Consider the following 18,288-nt stretch of genomic DNA (forward strand, 5'->3'; position numbering starts at 1 on the left):
GAAGCGAGCCCTCCGGCGCGGAGCGCGACACGGGGGAAGCGGGCCCTCCGGCCCGTACGCCGGGCAGAATGCCCCCATGACCGCCGAGGAACACTCCGAGCACCCCGAGCTGCTCCAGCGCTGGAACGCCACCCTGCTCGCCGCCCGCGCCGGCCACGGGGGCCCGGACCCCGCCCCGTACGGCCGCAACCTGCTCTCCCGCTGGGCCGAGCCGCAGCGCCGGTACCACACGGTCGACCACCTGCGGGCGGTCCTCGACCGCATCGACGAACTCACCGACCAGGGCGGGGAGGGCGGCGAGCTGGAACTCGTCCGCCTGGCCGCCTGGTTCCACGACGCGGTCTACCGCCCGGACCGCTCCGAGAACGAGGAGCGCTCGGCGGTCCTCGCCGAACGGGCCCTGGCGGAAGCGGGTCTGACGGCGCATGAGGTGCGCGAGGTGGCCCGGCTCGTCCGCCTGACGGTCTCCCACGACCCCGCCCCGGGCGACCTGAACGGCGAGACCCTCTGCGACGCGGACCTCGCGATCCTCGCCACCGCCCCCGATACCTACGGGGGGTATACGGCGGCGGTCCGAGAGGAGTACGCCTTCGTCCCCGAGGACGCCTTCCGGTCGGGCCGCGCGGCCGTCCTGCGCCAGCTCCTCTCCCTCCCCCGGCTCTTCCACACGCCGTACGGCGCGGCGGTGTGGGAGGAGAAGGCGCGGGAGAACATGGAAAGGGAACTCGAAGAACTGACGGACATGTCCGACGCGGGCTGAGCGCGATCCGATCCGACGTCAAAACGTAATGGAAGCGGCCCTGTACCGCCGGTAAGATCATTCTGCTTATTCTTCGCCAGCGAGAGATGCCGGGAAAGACCATGAAACTGCGCAGGGCCGCCCTTCCGATTTCCGCCGTCATACCGGCCCTCCTCGCCATGTCCGCGTGCAGCGGCGATTCCTCGGAATCCGACGGAAAGAAGCCGAAGGTGAGCGCGAGCGCGAAGAGCGAGCAGAGCGCCGAGGAGAAAGAGGCCGCCGAGGCGAAGCGCCTGGGGGCATTCGACGGAAAGGCGCTCGAAAAGGCCGCCATCACCGGAAAGACGGCGGGCTTCGACGCCAAGAAGATCGCCAAGGCGGATGTCGAGGCCGGCCGCGGCATGGAGGCCGACAACAAGGCCTGTCAGCCGCTCGCCAGCCTCATCGGCGGTTTCACGCACGTCCCCGCCGTGAGCACGGTGCACCGCTCCCTCCAGCCCGAGGAGGCCGTCAACGCGACCGTCGGCTCCATGTGGCTCGCCTCGCACTCCGAGGACGACGCCACCAGGGTCATGAAGGAACTCCGCACGGCCGTCACCGCCTGCCCCAAGGGCTTCAAGACCCTGGGCCTCACCTACGGCAAGGTCGAGAACCTCCCCGCGCCGAAGCTCGGCGACGAGGCCGTCGGCTACCGCATCACCGGCGACATCGGCAAGCAGAAGGTCCCCATGACGTACACGGTGGTACGCAGCGGGGGCGTCATCGCCGCGTTCTACGGCGTGAACATGCTGGACCAGAAGAAGGCGGCGATCCCGGAACCGGTGATCAAGGCCCAGCTGGAGCGGATCGCGAGCGCGAAGGGCTGACACCGCTTCCGTACGGACGAGCAGGGGGCCTCCCCGGTGCGCAGTGCACCGGGGAGGCCCCCTTCCTCATGCGCTCGGACCGTCAGCTGACATTCCCCGATTCCGCCGGGAACTCCGGCGGCCAGGGCCCGTCGTACAACGACTCCCGCTCACCCATCAGCTCGTACTCCGCCTCCCGCCAGTTCGGATTGGAGCTGACGACGAAGCTGTCGCCGTCCCGCTCCAGCATCCAGGTGTAGACGGCGTCCTCCGCCGGAATTCCGTGCCGTTCGCTGAGCACGCCGAACTCGGCGGCGGACGCGCGCCGAATGTGGAGCCCGTGCCGGTAGAAGGGCTTGAGGAACATCAGTTCCACATGCCCGAAGGAGACCTCGACCTTCGTCGTGGTCCCGTCCACCAGCGTGGCCTCACTGGCCAGGAAGAGCTGTCGGTGCGAGGGGAGAAACGCGGTGACCCTGAAGAGCCGTCCCTCCCGGATGAAATCCGTCATGACCGCCATCCTCCTCTCACTATTCGACCGGTGTTCCGTTGGCGTAGGTCAACTTCGTCGGGTACGCCCGCTCGAACACCTTCTTGCCGGCCGCGTCGAGCACCGGCTTGCCGGCGTCGTCGAGCTTGACCATGTACCACTTGATGGACGCCCAATTGCGGTACTCCATCCGGAGGGCCGCACGGAGTTTGACCATCTCCCACGCGGTTCCGAAGCCTTCCTTCCGGATGGTCGCCCAGTCGCCGGCCGTGATCCCCTCCCCTCGCTGCAGAAGCAGGGTCAGCGCCTCGTCGGCGCTCTTGGCACCGGCGACACCGTCCAGGGTCACGGAGAGCTCCACGTTGGGGTTGACCACCGCTCGCTCCACGCCCACTGTCCAGATGGGGCGCTCACCCAGCCCCATGGCTGCCGGGAGGTTGGTCCCGAACGCCTTGTTGTTGAACGTCTCCGCACCGAGGGACTTGGCCAGATCGTCCGAGTAGGGGTTCACCCCGAGGGTGATGTGATCGCCGTCCTTCACCAGATCACTGAGGATCTTGGTGCATTCCTTGATGACGTCGTCGTCGACCGCCGCGACGGAGAACGCCGCGAGCTTGAAGGTCCCGGTGTTCGCCGTCTCGCACGTGTCGCCGAGCTTCCGGAGGAGACGGCTGATGACGCCCTGGACCGCGGCCTCGGTCAGGCCGATGGTGCGGAGCGCCCGATAGGCGCTCATGAACCCGACGCCCATCCTGAGGGAGGCGTCCATCGCCATCACCGCGGCCTTGCCCGCCTTGAAGAGCGGGCCGGCGACGAACCAGCTCGCCGCCCAGGCGCAGTCGCCCCAGCTGCCGCCGGAGACACCCGGCGTGAGCAGCTTGGCGCAGCCGATGAAGTCGCCGAGCAGGATGTCGACCGGGTCGATGCCCGAGTTGAACTCGGCCATCGTCAGCGTGACGGTGAGGGTCTTCGTCTCGGCCTCGGTCACCTCGGGGCCGAGGTAGAACGTTTCGGCCTTCGGGCAGCTGCCCGCGGACGTGTACGACTCCCACGAGACCATGCACATGTACACGTCGACGTGCGACTTGTACGTGACGTCGGACGTGATCTTGCAGTCCCCGAAGTGGAGGATCGGGTTGCAGTTGTCCTTGACGACGTTCTTCGGTTCACCGATGTACTCGATGTGGTCGAGGACCGCCCACGTGTCGCTGATGCCGGTGGTGACACCCTGCGAGATCTGCTCGCTGCTGCCCCCCTTCTCCGTGCGGTCCGCGGCGGCCTGGGCCTCCTCCGCCGCGTCCCGGGCGCCGGCGGCGGCCGTCTCGGCGGCCGTCGCGTCCGTCTCCGCCTGGGTGGCGGTGGCACGGGCGCTGGCGGCGTCCTCCTCGGCCTTGGTGGCCACGGCGCGGGCGTTGGCGGCGTCCTTCTCCGCCTCGGTCGCCGCGGCGTCCGCCGCGTTGGCGTCGGTCTGCGCGTCGCTCGCCGCCGACGACGCCGCCAGCGCGTCGTTTCCGGCCGACATGGCATAGCCGTCGGCACGGCCGGCGGCCGCCTGGGCCTCCTTGGCGTCCTTCGCGGCCTGGGCCGCGGACTCCTGGGCCCTCAGGTACGCCTTGGCCGCGCGGGACGCGTCGGCCGCGGCTGCCGCGGAGGCCTGCGCCGCGAGCTTCATGTCCGCGGCGGCCTGTTCGGCCAGGGCCTTCGCCTCGGCGGAGAACCCTTCGGCCTGGTTGGCCGTGGCAGCGGCCGCGGCCGCCTGCTGCTGCGCGATCGTCAGCGACTGCTGGCCGGTCAGCACCGCGAACGCCGCGGAGCTGTCGACCTCCTGGAACGGACCGCCGAGGGCTATCGCCTCGTTGGCCGGCTTGATCACCGCCGCGGCGGAGTCACGGGCCGCGAGCGAGGACTGCACGGCCGCGAGGGCCTTGCCTGCCGTGGTCGCCGCCCAGGTCGCGGTCTGCAGCGCCTCGGAACGGGCGGCAGCCGCCTCCGCCTTGGCGACCTTGGCCGCCGCGGTGGCCTTCTCGGACTGCTCCTTGGCGCCCTTGGCGTCGGCCGCGGCCGCCTGCGAGGCGTCGATCGCCTCGGCCGCCGCAGCGTGGGCCGCGGCGGCGGAACCGGCCGCGATCCAGTAGGACGCCCAGGCGCTGTCGGCCGCCGCCTTGGCGCGGGAGGCGGAGCCCTGCGCCTTGGTGGCCGCCTCGCGGGCGTCGGTGGCAGCGGCCGTGGCCGCGTTCGCCGACGCGCGTGCGTTGGTCGCCGCCGTGGTCGCCGTGTTCGCGGCGGAACGTGCGTCGGTCGCCGCGGCACGGGAAGCCACGGCGGCGTCCGTACCCTCGTCGGCGGCGGCGTCGGCCTCGAAGGCCGCCGCCTTCGCGTTCAGCGAGTCCCGACGCTGCTCGGCCTCAAGGGCGTTGTCGCGTGCGGCGACCGCGTCGCGCTCCGCCTGCTCGGCGACGGCCCTCTTGGACGAGGCCGTGGATCCCGCCGCCTCGGCCGAGGTACGGGCGTCGCTCGCTATCCGGCCCTGGGCGACGGCGTCTGCCTCGTGGCCGGCCGCCTTGTCGCGCTCGCGCTCGGCGGTGGCCCGGTAGGCCGCCGCGTTGGCGCGCTCCAGTTCGGCGACGGCACGCGACGCCTGCGCGTCGGCCGCCGCCTTCTTGGCTTCCTGCTCCTCCGCGAGGGCCGTCTCCTTGGCCTTCTTGGCGGTGGCGGCGTTCGCCGCGGCCGAGGCCGCGTAGGCGTCGGCGCTGTCCGCCGCGGCCTTCGCCTGAGCGGCGGCCTCCTGCGCGGCGATACGACGGAACTCCGTGTTGATCGCGTGCGCCTCGGTCTGCGCCAGGGCGAGGAGCGCCTCCGACGTCGAGACCGTGGCGTTCGCCGCGTTCAGCGCCGTCTCCGTCGCCTTCGCGGCGGCCGTGGCGGCCGCTCCCGAGGCGCGGGCGACCTGGACCGACTGCTGGGCGTACATCAGGCCACGGCCGCGCGGCACCTCGGAGGCGTCCGCGATGGCCCAGGCCTGCTGCTGGCCGGTCACCGCGCGCTGCGACGCGGCGGCCGCCAGGGCGGCCTGCTCCTTGGCCTTGGTGCTCAGCGCCTGGACCTTGCCCCGGGCGTTCGTCAGGTCCGTCTTCGCCTTGTCGAAGAGGGCCTGCTTCGGCTTGAGGATGTGGTCCGGGTCGGCTTCGAGCTGGTCGTGCCAGTACTTCTGCCAGCGCAGGATCTGATCCGCGCGCCACGCCTGGCCGATGGCCTCGATCATGGTGGCGGTGGCGGTCCGGGTCGCGGCGGCGGCGTCGGCCTCCGCCTGCATGATGACGGCGCGCGGGGCGGCCTGACCGGCGTACTCCGACTCCCACTCGGCCGCGGCCTGGGAGACGGCCTCGCTCAGGGCATTGCGCGGGTCCACCGGGTCGCTGTGGTTGCACGAGGCCCACGCCTGCTTGAGGTTCTCCACCTCGACGCGGAACTCGGGGGTGCCCTCGGTGACCTTCTGGGCGGGGAAGCCGCCGTGCCGCAGGTAGGTGGCGATGTCGGCGGACGTCGTACCGCCGTAGAAGCGGGTGTTCTGGACGTTGGAGTCGCGCAGCATGAAGTCGGCTGCGAAGTCGTGCCAGCTGTCCTTGCCGCGGTTCTGCTCGGTGATCTCGCGGGCCTTGTTGATCGCCTCGGGGCTCGCGTTGGTGTGCGCGTCCCAGCCGATGCGGCCGGCCAGCTTCGCCTGCGTGGCGTAGGTGTAGGCGCTGATGTCGGCGCCGAACTCCGGCGCGTGCAGCGTGATCCCGTCGTCGAACGAGCTCATCGCGTACGGCCGGTTGGCGTCCTCCAGGACGGCCTTCTGGGCGGCGAACGCGTCCAGGTAGGCGTAACCGGCGTCGCGGTCCTGGTCGGCGGCCTGCCCCAGGGGCATGAACCCGATCCAGCCACGGTCACCGATGACGGCTTCCAGGCCGCCGTCGCCGCCGGTGAGGCCCTGAATGGCGACGGCCTTCGTCTTGGCGCCGCCCGCGTGCAGGGCGACTCCCGCGAGGCACCGGTTGAGACGCGGGGTGGAGCGGACGTCACGGATGACGGCCGCGAGGTCGTTGAGCCGGCGCAGGGCGTCGTCCGCGTCGTTGAAGATCGTCCGCATGCCGTCGGAGACCTTCTCGATCGCCGTCGCGAGGGCGGGGATCCGGCCCACGATCACGGCGGACGAGGTGACGTCGACGAGCTCCCAGAGGCAGTCCTCGACGTCGTAACCGGCCAGGCATGCCTTGACCTTGGCGGCGTCGAGCTGCTCGAAGAGGATCTGCCCGCCGTTGGCGGTGGCCCACTCGACGACGTTCACGGAGACGGCCGCGAGGCCCTTCCGGTAGTCGTCGACACAGGTCTGGCCGCAGGCGTCGAGAAGGATCTTCTCCTCGCGCTCACCGAGCGCGGGCCAGTTGGAAGCGCCACCCTTGATGGGCGTGGTGCCCTCGGTGAGCGCGGCCTGGTGCGCGGCCTCGTTCTTCGCCCGCTGCTCCTCCTCGGCCTTCTTCGCGGCCTCCTCGGCGGCGGAGCTGTCGCCCGCCGCGTCACCGGCCTTCGTCTCGGCGTCCTTGGCCTCCTGCTCCGCCTCGGCCGCCTTGCGCGCGGCTTCCGCGGCGGCTTCGGCGGACCGGCCGGCCTTCTCGTTCGCCTCGGCGGCGTGCCGCTCGGCGTCGGTCGCCTCGCGGTCCGCCTCGACGGCCGCGCTGCTCGCGCCGTCCGCGGTGAGACGGGCGGAGACGGCGTCGTTCCCGGCCTGCTCGACGTGCCCGGCGGCGGCGTCGGACGCCGCCTTCGCGCCGGCCTGGGCGGCCCCGGCCTCGACGGCGGACGCCTGGGCGCGGGCCACGGCCTCGACGGCACGCACCGAGTCGGCTGCCGCGCGGGCGGCCGCCTCGGCGGCGAGCTTCGCGTCACCCGTGGCCTGCGCGGCGGTCTGCTGCGCGGACTCCGCGGCGGCGGTCGCCTCGACGGCCTTCGCCTCGGCAGCGGCGGCCTGCTGCTCGGCAACCGTCTTCGACGACTGGCCGACGAGCACGGCGAACGCGGCGGCGCTGTCCTTCTCCTGGTACGGCGTGCCGATCGCGATGGCGTCCCCGGCGGCGGCGACCGCGGCCGTGGCACTGTCACGGGCGGCGAGCGCGGCCTGACCCGCGGCGTAGGCGCGGCCCACGACGGTCGCGGCCGACTTCACTGCCTCGGCGGCGCCGGTCCCGGCGGCGACCGACTCCAGCTGGGCCTTCTTGGCCAGCTCGGTGGCGTTCTCCGAGGCCGTCGCGGCGTTGTCGGCGCGGATCGCGGCGTCCTGCGACGCGTCGAGCGCGGTGGCCGCGGCGACGTGCGCGGTAGAGGCCGCGTCGAGGGAGGTGCGGTACGCCGACCACGCGCTGCTCGCGTTGGCCTGGGCGCGCTCGGCGGCGCCCTCCGCGGTGGTCGCGGCGGTCCGCGCGCCGACGGCGGCCGCGGTGGCCTGGTCGGCGGCGGTCTGCGCGGCGGTCGCGGCTTCGACGGCCTGGTTCGCGGCCGTACGGGCCGTGGTGGCCGCCGTACGCGTCTCGGCGGCTGCGGCGGTGCCCTCGGCGGCGGTGGCCGCGGCTTCGAGCGCGGCGGCGCGGGCCGCGGTGGCCTGCTTCGCCCGGAGTGCGGCGATCGCCTTCTCGCGCGCGGTCTGCGCGGCCTTCGCCTTCCCGTCGGCGACCTTGCGCTTCGCCGAGGCGTCGGTTGTCGCCGTACCGGCAGTCGTGTCGGCGTTCTTCGCCGTCGTCTGCTGAGTGGTCGCTCGCTCCTCGGCCTCCTTCGCCTTGGCCCGCTCGGTGGCGGCCTTGGCGCGGGAGGCGACGGCGGTGGCCTGCTCCGCCTGCGCCTTCGCCCGCTCGGAGGCGGCGGTCGCGGCAGCGGTCTTGGCCTTGTCCCGCTTCTCCTCGGCCGTCGTCCGCGCCGTCTTCGCGGTCGCGGCGCTCTCGGCGGCGGCCGTGGCGTTGGCCTCGGCGCTGTCGGCGGCGGCCTTCGCCTGGGCGGCGGCCTCCTCGGCGGCGACCCGGCGGAACTCGGTGTTGATCGCGTGCGACTCGGTCTGCGCCTTCGCGAGCAGCGCGTCGCTGGTGGCAATCGTCGCGTTCGCGGCGGCCAGGGCGGTCTCGGTGGCCTTCGCGGCGGCCTCGGCCGCCGCGGAGGACGCCCGGGCGACCTGGACCGACTGCTGCGCGTACATCAGACCCCGGCCGCGCGGCACCTGGGTCGCGTCGGCGACGGCCCACGCCTCCTGCTGCGCGCTCGCGGCCTTCTGGGCGGCGGCGACGGCCTTGGCGGACTGCGCCTTGGCCTCGGTGACATGGGCGGTCGCGTTGGTCCGCGCCTGCGCCAGGTCGGCCGTGGCCTTGTCGTAGAAGGCCTGGTCGGGCTTCTCGAAGATGGTGTCGGGGTCCTGGGCGAGCAGGTCCACCCAGTACTTGCGCCAGGACAGGATCTGGTCGGCGCGCCACGCCTGGCCGATGGCCTGGACCATCTGGTCGGTGGCCTCACGGGCCGCCGCCGACGCCTCGGCCTCGGCCTTGATGATGGTGGCGCGCTGGGGCGCCTGCCCGGCGTACTCCTGCTCCCACTCGACCATCGCGTTCATGACGGGCTCGTTGAGCGTGCGCCGCGGGTCGACCGGGTTCTGGTAGTCACAGGCCGCCCAGGCCTGCTTGAGGTCCTCGACCTCGACGCGGTACGCCGGGGTGTCCTTGGCGGGGGCCTCCTTGGCGAAGCCGCCGCGCCGCAGGTAGGACGCGATGTCGCTGGAGGTCGTACCGCCGAAGTAGTCCCAGGTGACGTCGCTGTCCCGCAGCATGGAGTCCGCGGACCAGTCGTGCCAGTCGTCCTTGCCGCGGTTCTCCTCCGTGACCGCCTTGGCGCGGGCGACGGCCTCGGCGCTGGCCTTGCTGTGCTCGTCCTTGCCGAGGCGCCAGGCGAGCTCGGTCTGGGTGACGAGCGCGAAGCGGGTGACGTCCTCGCCGAAGCTCGGCGCGTGCCACTCCATGTCCTCGCTGGCCCACGCGGACTCGCGGTAGGGCTTGTTGCCGTCGTCGAGGGCGGTGGTGCGCTCCGTGTTCAGGTTGGAGTAGACGCCGGCCGCTTCCTTGTCGGCGTCGGCGGCCTGGCCGAGGGGGCCGTAACCGATCCAGCCGCGGTCGCCGACGGTGTCGCGGAGCTGCTGTTCGGTGCCGGTCAGGCCCTCGATGGCCTTGGCCTTCATCAGGGGGCCGCCGACGTGCAGCGCCACACCGGTCAGACAGCGGTCGAGCCGCCGGTCCTGACCGATGGTGTTCCGGTCGTAACCGGTGTCCTCCTCCGGCACGGTGTCGGCCGCGGCGGGCACGGCCTGGACGAGGCCGGTCAGTACGGCCGAGGCGGTGACGAGGGCCGTCACACTGACGGCCCTGGCCACGGCGGACCGTAGACGACGCCGGCGTCTGCCGGCGTCTCTGAGCAATGACATGTTTCTGCCTGGCAATCTCTCGATCGTCCGGCAGCCACTCTGCGTGGGCATGACAGATGACGGCTCGCCGCCCTACGAGGTCCCCCCTCGACACGGCATCGCCGGCGCGCTCGTCTCCCCACGAGCTGGCGCTGCCGCTTACCCGGCGACCATGTCACGCAGGATTCGCCACGGGAAGATCAAATAATCGTCACGAACGGGAAGACGCGACCCAGCGGCAGACAAACCGACCCCGCTGTTGATCATCTTGTTACCCGCCGTAAGGAAGCGCGCATGGGCAACCGCCCGTCTCGCATCACGAGACACCCCCACCGCCAGGAATGACAGGCACAAAACATCCGTTCACCCATGCCATGGCCTCTCTCTCCGCCGAAGGCACTGCCCCCGCCCCCGCTCCCGCCCGGATGCCCCTGGCCGTCCACGTCCTCGGCCTCTCCGTCTTCGCACTCGGCACGAGCGAGTTCATGCTGACCGGACTCCTCCCGCCCATCGCGGAGGACATGGACGTCTCCATCCCCCGGGCCGGGCTCCTCATCTCCGCCTTCGCGATCGGCATGGTCGTCGGCGCACCGCTGCTCGCTGTCGCCACGCTCCGGCTCCCCCGCAAGACGACCCTGATCGCCCTCATCACCGTCTTCGGCCTCGGCCAGGTGGCCGGCGCGCTCGCCCCCAACTACGCGGTCCTCTTCGCCTCCCGCGTCATCAGCGCCCTCGCCTGCGCCGGCTTCTGGGCGGTCGGCGCGGCCGTCGCCATCGCCATGGTCCCGGTGAGCTCGCGCGCCAGAGCCATGGCGGTCATGATCGGCGGCCTGTCCATCGCCAACGTCCTCGGCGTCCCCGCCGGCGCCTTCCTCGGCGAACACCTCGGCTGGCGCTCCGCGTTCTGGGCGGTCGCCGCCGCCTCCGCGATCGCCCTCACCGGCGTCGTCACCCGCATCCCGCACATCACCCTCCCCGAGACGAAGCCGCGCATCACCCACGAACTGGCCATCTACCGTGACCGCCAGGTACTGCTCCAGATCACGATCGTCGCGCTCGCCGCCGGCGGCGTCTTCTGCGCCTTCTCCTACCTGGCCCCGCTCCTCACGGACGTCTCCGGCCTCGACGAGAGCTGGGTCTCCGGCGTCCTCGCGCTCTTCGGGATCGGCGCCGTCATCGGTACGGCGATCGGCGGCCGGGTGGCCGACGCCCACCTCTTCGGCGTCCTGCTCACCGGCATCACCGCGTCCACCGTCTTCCTCCTCGCCCTCACCTTCCTCGCGTCCAGCCCGGCCGCCACGATCGCCCTGACCTTCCTCCTCGGCGTCTCCGCCTTCTACACGGCCCCGGCCCTCAACGCCCGCATGTTCAACCTCGCCGGCGCCGCCCCCACCCTCGCCGCCGCGACGACCACCGCGGCCTTCAACCTCGGCAACACCGGCGGCCCCTGGCTCGGCGGCCTCACCATCGACGCCGGCCTCGGCTTCGCCTCCCCGGCCTGGGCGGGCGCGGCGATGACGGCGACGGCACTGGGCGCGACGGCCGTGGCGGTGAAGCTCCACAAGTCCCCGTCCCGCGTGGTGACATCGGGCACTCCGCAGGAACAGAAGGTCGTATCGTCCCGCTGACGTCCCACACGCGCTCACGGGGGAACTCCATGACCACGAACACCACGGACACCACCGACACCACCACCGCAGTCACCGTCATCGCACGGCTCAAGGCCGCACCGGGCAAGGAACGGGCCGTACGGGACCAGGCCCTCGCGCTGGTCGAGCCGACGCTCGCCGAACCGGGCTGCCTCTCCTACCGCCCGTACGAGGACCCACTGGAGCCCGGCTCCTGGATCGTCGTCGAGGAGTGGACGAGCCGGACCGCCTTCGAGGCACACCTCAAGAGCCCCCACCTCACGGCGGCGATGACGGCAGGCGCGGAGCTGCTGAGCGGCCCGCCGGAAGAGACCGTGCTCGTACGGGCCACCTGAGCCCTTCCCGAGGCGGGGCCCGCTTCTCCCTGGCCGGGAGGAGCGAGTCCCTCAGTTACGCCCCCGCGCCCAGACAGGCGGCGCCGTACTCCTCAGGAGAACCCCATGACCGGGAACCGTAGCCGCAGTCACTGACACCGCTGATCACCCGGCCAAGGCTCTGGACCGTCGACCCGCTCATGGAGTGCGCCCGCGCTCGGCGCCACCACGGATGAGCCGCTACGGGCTCGGCGGGCGGTTCTTCGGGCGTCGTAGGCCCGCCTCCGTGAGGCGGCGGAGGAGTTCCTTCGAGCCGACCTCGACCGCGCCGCCCGCCACCACGTCCGCGTAGCGGTCGGACGGGATGTCGTAGTGGTCCCGCTCGAAGGCGCGGGGCGGGGCGCCGATCGAGGCGGCGAAGGCGTGCAGCTCCTCGAAGGAGACGTCGCTGACCAGGTGCGACCACATGCGGCCGTGGCCCGGCCAGGTCGGCGGGTCGATGTAGAGGGTCACGTGGGACACCCCACCCGTTCGATGCGGAGGCTGGTGGGACACCCCACCCGTTCGATGCGGAGGCTCACGTCAGGCCGCCCACCCGTGCGACCACCACTCCCTGCTTGCCACAGACCCAGTGCGGGTCCGGGCCCAGTTCCGGTTCCACGTCGAGGGCGTGCGGGTCGCCCGAGGCGCAGACCGGGCAGAGCGGCCAGCGTCCGTACCGTTCGAGCAGGGCGTCCTGGACGTCCTGGGCCACGAGCCCCGCGACGTACGTCACGCCCTCCGGCCACTGCTCGACCCACCAGCGCCGGTGGGTCACCGCGTCCTCCACCATCGACACGACCTCGGCGGCGGCCACCTCTCGGGCCACCAGGTCGGCCAGTACCAGCGCGCGAGCGGCGTGGAGCGCCTGCTCCACCGGGTCGATCTCGTCCATGCACTCATTGTCACCCGGCGCCGGGAAAGGGCGAAGGTCCCGTCCGCTTCCGGGACCGATCCGGAGCCGTCCGGGCCCGAGGGGGTCTTGTCGGGCCAGTCGGCCGAAAGTATCTTTCAGGTGTGACCAATGAAGTGAAGGAAAGTTTCACGGGCGACGCGCCCGCCGCGCCTCCCGCCCCCGCCGCCCTCGCGGCCAAGGTGCGGACCCTCGCGCCCTCCATGACCCGCTCGATGCAGCGGGTCGCCGAAGCCGTCGCCGGAGACCCGGCCGGCTGCGCCGCCCTCACGGTCACCGGCCTCGCCGAGCTCACCGGCACCAGCGAGGCGACCGTCGTCCGCACCGCCCGGCTGCTCGGCTACCCCGGCTACCGCGACCTCCGCCTCGCCCTCGCCGGCCTCGCCGCGCAGCAGCAGTCCGGCCGCGCGCCCGCCGTCACCGCCGACATCGCCGTCGACGACCCCGTCGCCGACGTCGTCGCCAAGCTCGCCTACGACGAACAGCAGACCCTCGCCGACACCGCCGCCGGACTCGACACCGTCCAGCTCGGCGCCGCCGTCGCCGCGCTCGCCACCGCCCGCCGCGTCGACATCTACGGTGTCGGCGCCTCCGGCCTCGTCGCCCAGGACCTCGGCCAGAAGCTGCTCCGCATCGGCCTGATCGCGCACGCCCACAGCGACCCGCACCTCGCGGTCACCAACGCCGTACAGCTCCGCTCCGGCGACGTCGCCATCGCCATCACGCACTCCGGCTCCACCGGCGACGTCATAGAACCGCTGCGGGTCGCCTTCGACCACGGCGCCACCACGGTCGCGATCACCGGCCGCCCGGACGGCCCGGTCACGCAGTACGCCGACCACGTCCTGACCACCTCCACCGCCCGCGAGAGCGAACTGCGCCCCGCGGCCATGTCGTCTCGCACCAGCCAACTCCTGGTCGTGGACTGTCTGTTCACCTGTGTCACCCAGCGTACGTACGAGACGGCGGCCCCTGCCCTCGCCGCCTCATACGAAGCCCTCGCCCACCGCCACTCGCCCAGGACCCGCTGACCCGCCCGCCGACCCGCCCGCCGACCCGCCCGCCGAGCGTCACACGTCGACCGCCAACGACGCCGACGACGTCCACGCACCGAAAGAGCCGCACATGTCCACCTCCGCCACGTCCGCCGCGTCCGCCACGTCCGCCGCGTCCTCCGACACGTACTCCGAGCTCCGCGCCCAGCTGGCCACCCTCACCACCGAGGCGTTCCGCCCCGAGCTCGCCGAGATCGACCAGCTCCCGACCCTGGACATCGCCCGGACCATGAACGGCGAGGACCAGACCGTCCCCGCCGCCGTCGCCCGCCAGCTCCCCGCCATCGCCGCCGCGATCGACGCCACCGCCGAGCGCATGGCCCGCGGCGGGCGGCTGATCTACCTCGGCGCCGGCACCGCCGGCCGCCTCGGCGTCCTCGACGCCAGCGAGTGCCCGCCCACCTTCAACACCGACCCCTCCCAGGTCGTCGGACTGATCGCGGGCGGCCCCTCCGCCATGGTCAAGGCCGTCGAGGGCGCCGAGGACTCCAAGGAGCTCGCGGTGGAGGACCTGACCGGACTCGGACTCACCGCCGACGACACGGTGGTCGGCATCTCCGCCTCCGGCCGCACCCCGTACGCCATCGGCGCCGTCGAGCACGCCCGCACCCTCGGCGCGCTGACCATCGGCCTGTCCTGCAACGCGGACAGCGCGCTCGCCGCCGCCGCCGAGCACGGCATCGAAGTCGTCCCCGGCCCCGAGCTCCTCACCGGCTCCACCCGCCTGAAGGCCGGCACCGCGCAGAAGCTCGTCCTCAACATGATCTCGACCATCACCATGATCCGCCTCGGCAAGACCTACGGAAACCTCATGGTCGACGTCCGCGCCTCCAACGAGAAGCTCCAGGCCCGCTCGCGGCGGATCGTCGCCCTGGCCACCGGCGCGCCCGACGAGCAGATCGAGGCCGCGCTCACCGCCGCCGACGGGGAGGTGAAGAACGCGATCCTCATGATCCTCGCCGACATCGACGCCCCCACGGCCGCCCGCCGGCTCACCGCCTCCCAGGGTCACCTGCGTGCGGCGCTGCACGCGACCGAGCCCACCGCGTGACCCATCCCCTGGACCCCCGTCCCAGCAAGCTGGGGGTGGCGGTCGGGGACGGATCTCTTCGGTCCGGGACAACATGGCGTCGGTGAACGCATCGCCTGACCATTTCGCGACAAACGTCAAGTGAACGTGCAGGTCGTGGACAACATGACGCCCCGTTCTGACATCAGGGTGAGGATGCCAGCGTGGCGATGTAAACCGACGCCACGTTCTCGGCCGCGAGCCAAGACACCCTGGTCAAGCGACAGTTCGGAAGCCCGTCAACAGCCTGAAGAGGGTCAGCTCCCCAACTGCGCCAGAAACCCTTCCCGGCGCACCCCGGAAAGCCCTCTTCCCGGGCCTGAGGCGGGTGCACGGCGACCCCGCACACGGGGCCCGCCCCCTGGGGTCACACCTCCACCCGGCGCCCCCGCAGGGCCCACACAGCACACCCGCACACCACCTCTGACCTGGGCTTTTACCCCTCCAACCCCTATCCTGGAGATCGACTCGGAGGGGGATCCCGATGGACCTGAACAACCGTGACATCCGCACGGTCGAGGACGTACTGACCCTGCTCGACGGGCTCTTCGCGCCCGACGCCGACCGGTGGACCGAGGGCGGCGCCGACTGGTGGGACGGCTTCTACGCCGACCGCGACAAGCCGGTGCCGTTCTTCGTCCCGAAGCCGGACGAGAACCTCGTGGCGTACGCCGAGAAGGGCCTGCTCCCGGCCGGCGGGCGGGCCCTCGACCTCGGGTGCGGGCCCGGGCGGAACAGCCTGTACCTCGCGTCGCTCGGATACGAGGTGGACGCCGTCGACCTCTCCGCCACCGCGATCGCCTGGGCGGAGGAACGCGCACACAAGGCCGGCGCGACCGGGTCCGTGCGGTTCGTGTGCGGCGACGCCTTCAGCAGCCCCGCCCTCGACGGCCCGTACGACCTCGTCTACGACTCCGGCTGCTTCCACCACCTGCCCCCGCACCGCCGCGTCAGCTACCTCGCGCTCCTCGACCGCGTCCTCGCGCCCGGCGGGCACCTCGCGCTCACCGCGTTCGCCGCCGGGGAGGGCGGCATGGGCTCGGAGCTGCCGGACGCCGACTTCTACCGGAAGGGGAAGCTGGACGGCGGACTCGCCTACACCGACACGGAGTTGCGCACGCTCTTCGCCGACCTGACGGAGGTCGAGGTCCGCCGTATGCGCGACGAACCCACCACCTCCCCGGCCTTCGGCGAATCCTTCCTCTGGACGGCCCTCTTCCGCCACTGAGGAGGAACAACCGGCCCGCCCCGCGCCCTCACATCGTCCGCACGTGGTCCGCGAGCCGTTCGTACTGCTCGCGGACCCCCGCTTCCATGCCCGCCGCCAGCGCCTGGTCCCTGAGCTCGTTCGAGGGCCAGACGGAGGTGCTGGTCAGAGCCGTGCCGCCGTCAGGGGTCGCGTCGAAGGTGAGGGTGACGCGGACGGGGCCGGCCTCCGGCATCTGCTCGAAGACCTCCGTGTAGTCGAGCCGCTCGACCGTGACGACGTCCTCGTACGTGCCGGAGAAGACGATCTCCTGGCCGCCGGGGGCCGTCTGCCCCCAGCGCCAGGCGCCGCCCACGCGCAGGTCGATGTCGACGACCGTCGTCGTCAGCGCGGCGGAGCCGTACCACTCGCGTACGTGCTCGGGGCGCGTCCAGGCCTCCCACAGCAGGCCCGGCGGGGCGTCGAAGGTCCGGGTGATGACCAGTTCGCGATCGGCGGGCGTCGTCAGCAGAATGACCATGGTCTCGGCCCTTCCCCGGTGTCCCTTCCAGGATCACCCCGCCCTCCCCGTCCCGCACAACGCCCGAGGGCGGCACCCCCCTGCTGGGGAGTGCCGCCCTCGGTCGCGTTCAGCAGTACTGCGGTACAGCGATGAACCACCGATCCCGGAGGATCAGAAGTCCATGTCACCGCCCGGCATGCCGCCGCCGGCCGGCGCGGACGCCTTCTCCGGCTTGTCGGCGATGACGGCCTCGGTGGTGAGGAACAGCGCGGCGATCGACGCGGCGTTCTGCAGCGCGGAGCGCGTGACCTTCGCCGGGTCGATGATGCCCTCGGCGATGAGGTCGACGTACTCGTTGGTCGCGGCGTTCAGGCCGTGGCCGACGGGCAGGTTGCGGACCTTCTCCGCCACGACGCCGCCCTCGAGGCCGGCGTTGACCGCGATCTGCTTCAGCGGGGCCTCAAGGGCCAGCTTGACGATGTTGGCACCGGTGGCCTCGTCGCCCGACAGGTCCGCCTCAAGCTTCTCGAAGACCGAGGAAGCCTGGAGCAGGGCCACGCCGCCACCGGCGACGATGCCCTCCTCGACGGCCGCCTTCGCGTTGCGAACGGCGTCCTCGATGCGGTGCTTGCGCTCCTTGAGCTCGACCTCGGTCGCGGCGCCGGCCTTGATGACGGCCACGCCGCCGGCCAGCTTCGCGAGGCGCTCCTGGAGCTTCTCGCGGTCGTAGTCCGAGTCGCTGTTCTCGATCTCGGCGCGGATCTGGTTCACGCGACCGGCGACCTGCTCGCTGTCACCGGCACCGTCGACGATGGTGGTCTCGTCCTTGGTGATGACGACCTTGCGGGCGCGGCCCAGCAGGTCGAGGCCCGCGTTCTCCAGCTTGAGGCCGACCTCCTCGGAGATGACCGTGCCGCCGGTGAGGATGGCGATGTCGTTCAGCATGGCCTTACGACGGTCGCCGAAGCCCGGGGCCTTCACCGCGACGGACTTGAAGGTGCCGCGGATCTTGTTGACGACCAGGGTCGACAGGGCCTCGCCCTCGACGTCCTCGGCGATGATCAGCAGCGGCTTGCCCGACTGCATGACCTTCTCCAGGAGCGGGAGCAGGTCCTTCACCGAAGAGATCTTGGAGTTGACGATCAGGAGGTACGGGTCGTCGAGCGACGCCTCCATACGCTCCATGTCGGTGGCGAAGTACGCCGAGATGTAGCCCTTGTCGAAGCGCATGCCCTCGGTGAGCTCGAGCTCCAGACCGAAGGTCTGCGACTCCTCGACGGTGATGACGCCTTCCTTGCCGACCTTGTCCATCGCCTCGGCGATGAGCTCGCCGATCTGGGTGTCGGCGGCGGAGATGGAGGCCGTCGAAGCGATCTGCTCCTTGGTCTCGACATCCTTCGCCTGCTCGAGGAGGGCGCCGGAGACGGCCTCGACGGCCTTCTCGATGCCGCGCTTGAGGGCCATGGGGTTGGCACCGGCGGCGACGTTGCGGAGGCCCTCGCGGACGAGCGCCTGGGCGAGAACGGTGGCGGTGGTCGTACCGTCGCCGGCGACGTCGTCCGTCTTCTTGGCGACTTCCTTGACCAGCTCGGCGCCGATCTTCTCGTACGGGTCCTCGAGCTCGATCTCCTTGGCGATGGAGACACCATCGTTGGTGATCGTGGGGGCGCCCCACTTCTTCTCGAGGACGACGTTGCGACCCTTGGGGCCGAGGGTGACCTTGACGGCGTCAGCGAGCTGGTTCATGCCGCGCTCGAGACCGCGCCGGGCCTCCTCGTCGAACGCGATGATCTTGGCCATGTGAAGTGGTCCTCCCGGACATGGGGTGGATAACGCTCCAGGACCGCGCCGACGCCCGCGACGGACGGCCTCCGGTGCTCCGCGTGGTTCCTTGCCCCACCCGGCCGGCGACCTCGTCTGCCCGATCCTCGTAGCACTCTCACCTTCCGAGTGCTAACGCCAATGATTAGCACTCGCCCTAGGAGAGTGCAAGCG

General features: G+C 71.8%; 13 protein-coding genes and 1 pseudogene. 7 read left to right on the top strand and 7 right to left on the bottom strand.

Annotated features, from left to right (window positions below; all coding sequences use genetic code 11):
• Positions 1 to 76 precede the first annotated feature (76 nt).
• Together ACWFR1_RS03735 and ACWFR1_RS03740 are read left to right on the top strand one after the other, a co-directional pair.
• Entirely contained in the window at positions 77 to 760 is a 684-nt protein-coding gene (locus tag ACWFR1_RS03735; protein ID WP_453546067.1) for an HD domain-containing protein, read from the top strand.
• 101 nt (positions 761 to 861) lie between these two features.
• Entirely contained in the window at positions 862 to 1,605 is a 744-nt protein-coding gene (locus tag ACWFR1_RS03740; RefSeq protein ID WP_453546069.1) for a hypothetical protein, read from the top strand.
• Positions 1,606 to 1,687: 82 nt separating this feature from the next.
• Here ACWFR1_RS03740 and ACWFR1_RS03745 read toward each other — a convergent pair whose 3' ends face one another.
• Together ACWFR1_RS03745 and ACWFR1_RS03750 are read right to left on the bottom strand one after the other, a co-directional pair.
• Positions 1,688 to 2,095 (bottom strand): hypothetical protein, encoded by a 408-nt coding sequence (locus ACWFR1_RS03745; protein ID WP_453546071.1) that lies wholly within the window; start codon positions 2,093 to 2,095, stop codon positions 1,688 to 1,690.
• A gap of 19 nt (positions 2,096 to 2,114) precedes the next feature.
• A complete protein-coding gene (locus ACWFR1_RS03750) occupies positions 2,115 to 9,515 on the bottom strand; it encodes a polymorphic toxin type 27 domain-containing protein (protein ID WP_453546073.1) in 7,401 nt (2,466 codons plus the stop codon).
• Between the two features lie 455 nt (positions 9,516 to 9,970).
• Between ACWFR1_RS03750 and ACWFR1_RS03755 the strand changes: the two genes are divergently transcribed.
• Positions 9,971 to 11,173, top strand: coding sequence for a Cmx/CmrA family chloramphenicol efflux MFS transporter (locus ACWFR1_RS03755; RefSeq protein ID WP_453546218.1), 1,203 nt, complete (start codon positions 9,971 to 9,973; stop codon positions 11,171 to 11,173).
• Between the two features lie 29 nt (positions 11,174 to 11,202).
• Entirely contained in the window at positions 11,203 to 11,529 is a 327-nt protein-coding gene (locus ACWFR1_RS03760) for a putative quinol monooxygenase (RefSeq protein ID WP_453546075.1), read from the top strand.
• A gap of 219 nt (positions 11,530 to 11,748) precedes the next feature.
• On the opposite strand, the gene ACWFR1_RS03765 is transcribed toward ACWFR1_RS03760, so the two are convergent.
• Positions 11,749 to 12,021: a DUF4031 domain-containing protein gene (locus ACWFR1_RS03765; RefSeq protein WP_453546077.1), complete on the bottom strand. Its 273-nt coding sequence runs from the start codon at positions 12,019 to 12,021 to the stop codon at positions 11,749 to 11,751.
• A gap of 64 nt (positions 12,022 to 12,085) precedes the next feature.
• Positions 12,086 to 12,442: a hypothetical protein gene (locus tag ACWFR1_RS03770; protein ID WP_453546079.1), complete on the bottom strand. Its 357-nt coding sequence runs from the start codon at positions 12,440 to 12,442 to the stop codon at positions 12,086 to 12,088.
• 122 nt (positions 12,443 to 12,564) lie between these two features.
• Between ACWFR1_RS03770 and ACWFR1_RS03775 the strand changes: the two genes are divergently transcribed.
• Both ACWFR1_RS03775 and murQ read left to right on the top strand, forming a co-directional pair.
• Complete coding sequence (locus ACWFR1_RS03775) at positions 12,565 to 13,491, top strand: MurR/RpiR family transcriptional regulator (RefSeq protein ID WP_453546082.1); 927 nt, start codon at positions 12,565 to 12,567, stop codon at positions 13,489 to 13,491.
• 94 nt (positions 13,492 to 13,585) lie between these two features.
• Positions 13,586 to 14,566: an N-acetylmuramic acid 6-phosphate etherase gene (gene murQ / locus ACWFR1_RS03780; protein ID WP_453546084.1), complete on the top strand. Its 981-nt coding sequence runs from the start codon at positions 13,586 to 13,588 to the stop codon at positions 14,564 to 14,566.
• 51 nt (positions 14,567 to 14,617) lie between these two features.
• Here murQ and ACWFR1_RS03785 read toward each other — a convergent pair.
• Positions 14,618 to 14,755 (bottom strand): annotated as a pseudogene (locus ACWFR1_RS03785) (IS200/IS605 family transposase); the annotation flags it as partial.
• 313 nt (positions 14,756 to 15,068) lie between these two features.
• On the opposite strand from ACWFR1_RS03785, the gene ACWFR1_RS03790 reads away from it, so the two are divergent.
• Entirely contained in the window at positions 15,069 to 15,812 is a 744-nt protein-coding gene (locus ACWFR1_RS03790) for a class I SAM-dependent methyltransferase (protein WP_453546086.1), read from the top strand.
• Positions 15,813 to 15,840: 28 nt separating this feature from the next.
• Here the strand turns inward: ACWFR1_RS03790 and ACWFR1_RS03795 are convergent, their stop codons facing one another.
• Positions 15,841 to 16,311 carry an SRPBCC domain-containing protein gene (locus tag ACWFR1_RS03795; protein WP_453546089.1) on the bottom strand — a complete coding sequence of 157 codons (471 nt, stop codon included), beginning with the start codon at positions 16,309 to 16,311 and terminating at the stop codon, positions 15,841 to 15,843.
• Between the two features lie 153 nt (positions 16,312 to 16,464).
• A complete protein-coding gene (groL, locus tag ACWFR1_RS03800; RefSeq protein ID WP_266967782.1) occupies positions 16,465 to 18,093 on the bottom strand; it encodes a chaperonin GroEL in 1,629 nt (542 codons plus the stop codon).
• Positions 18,094 to 18,288 lie beyond the last annotated feature (195 nt).

The organism is Streptomyces sp. NPDC055103, from assembly GCF_053607625.1.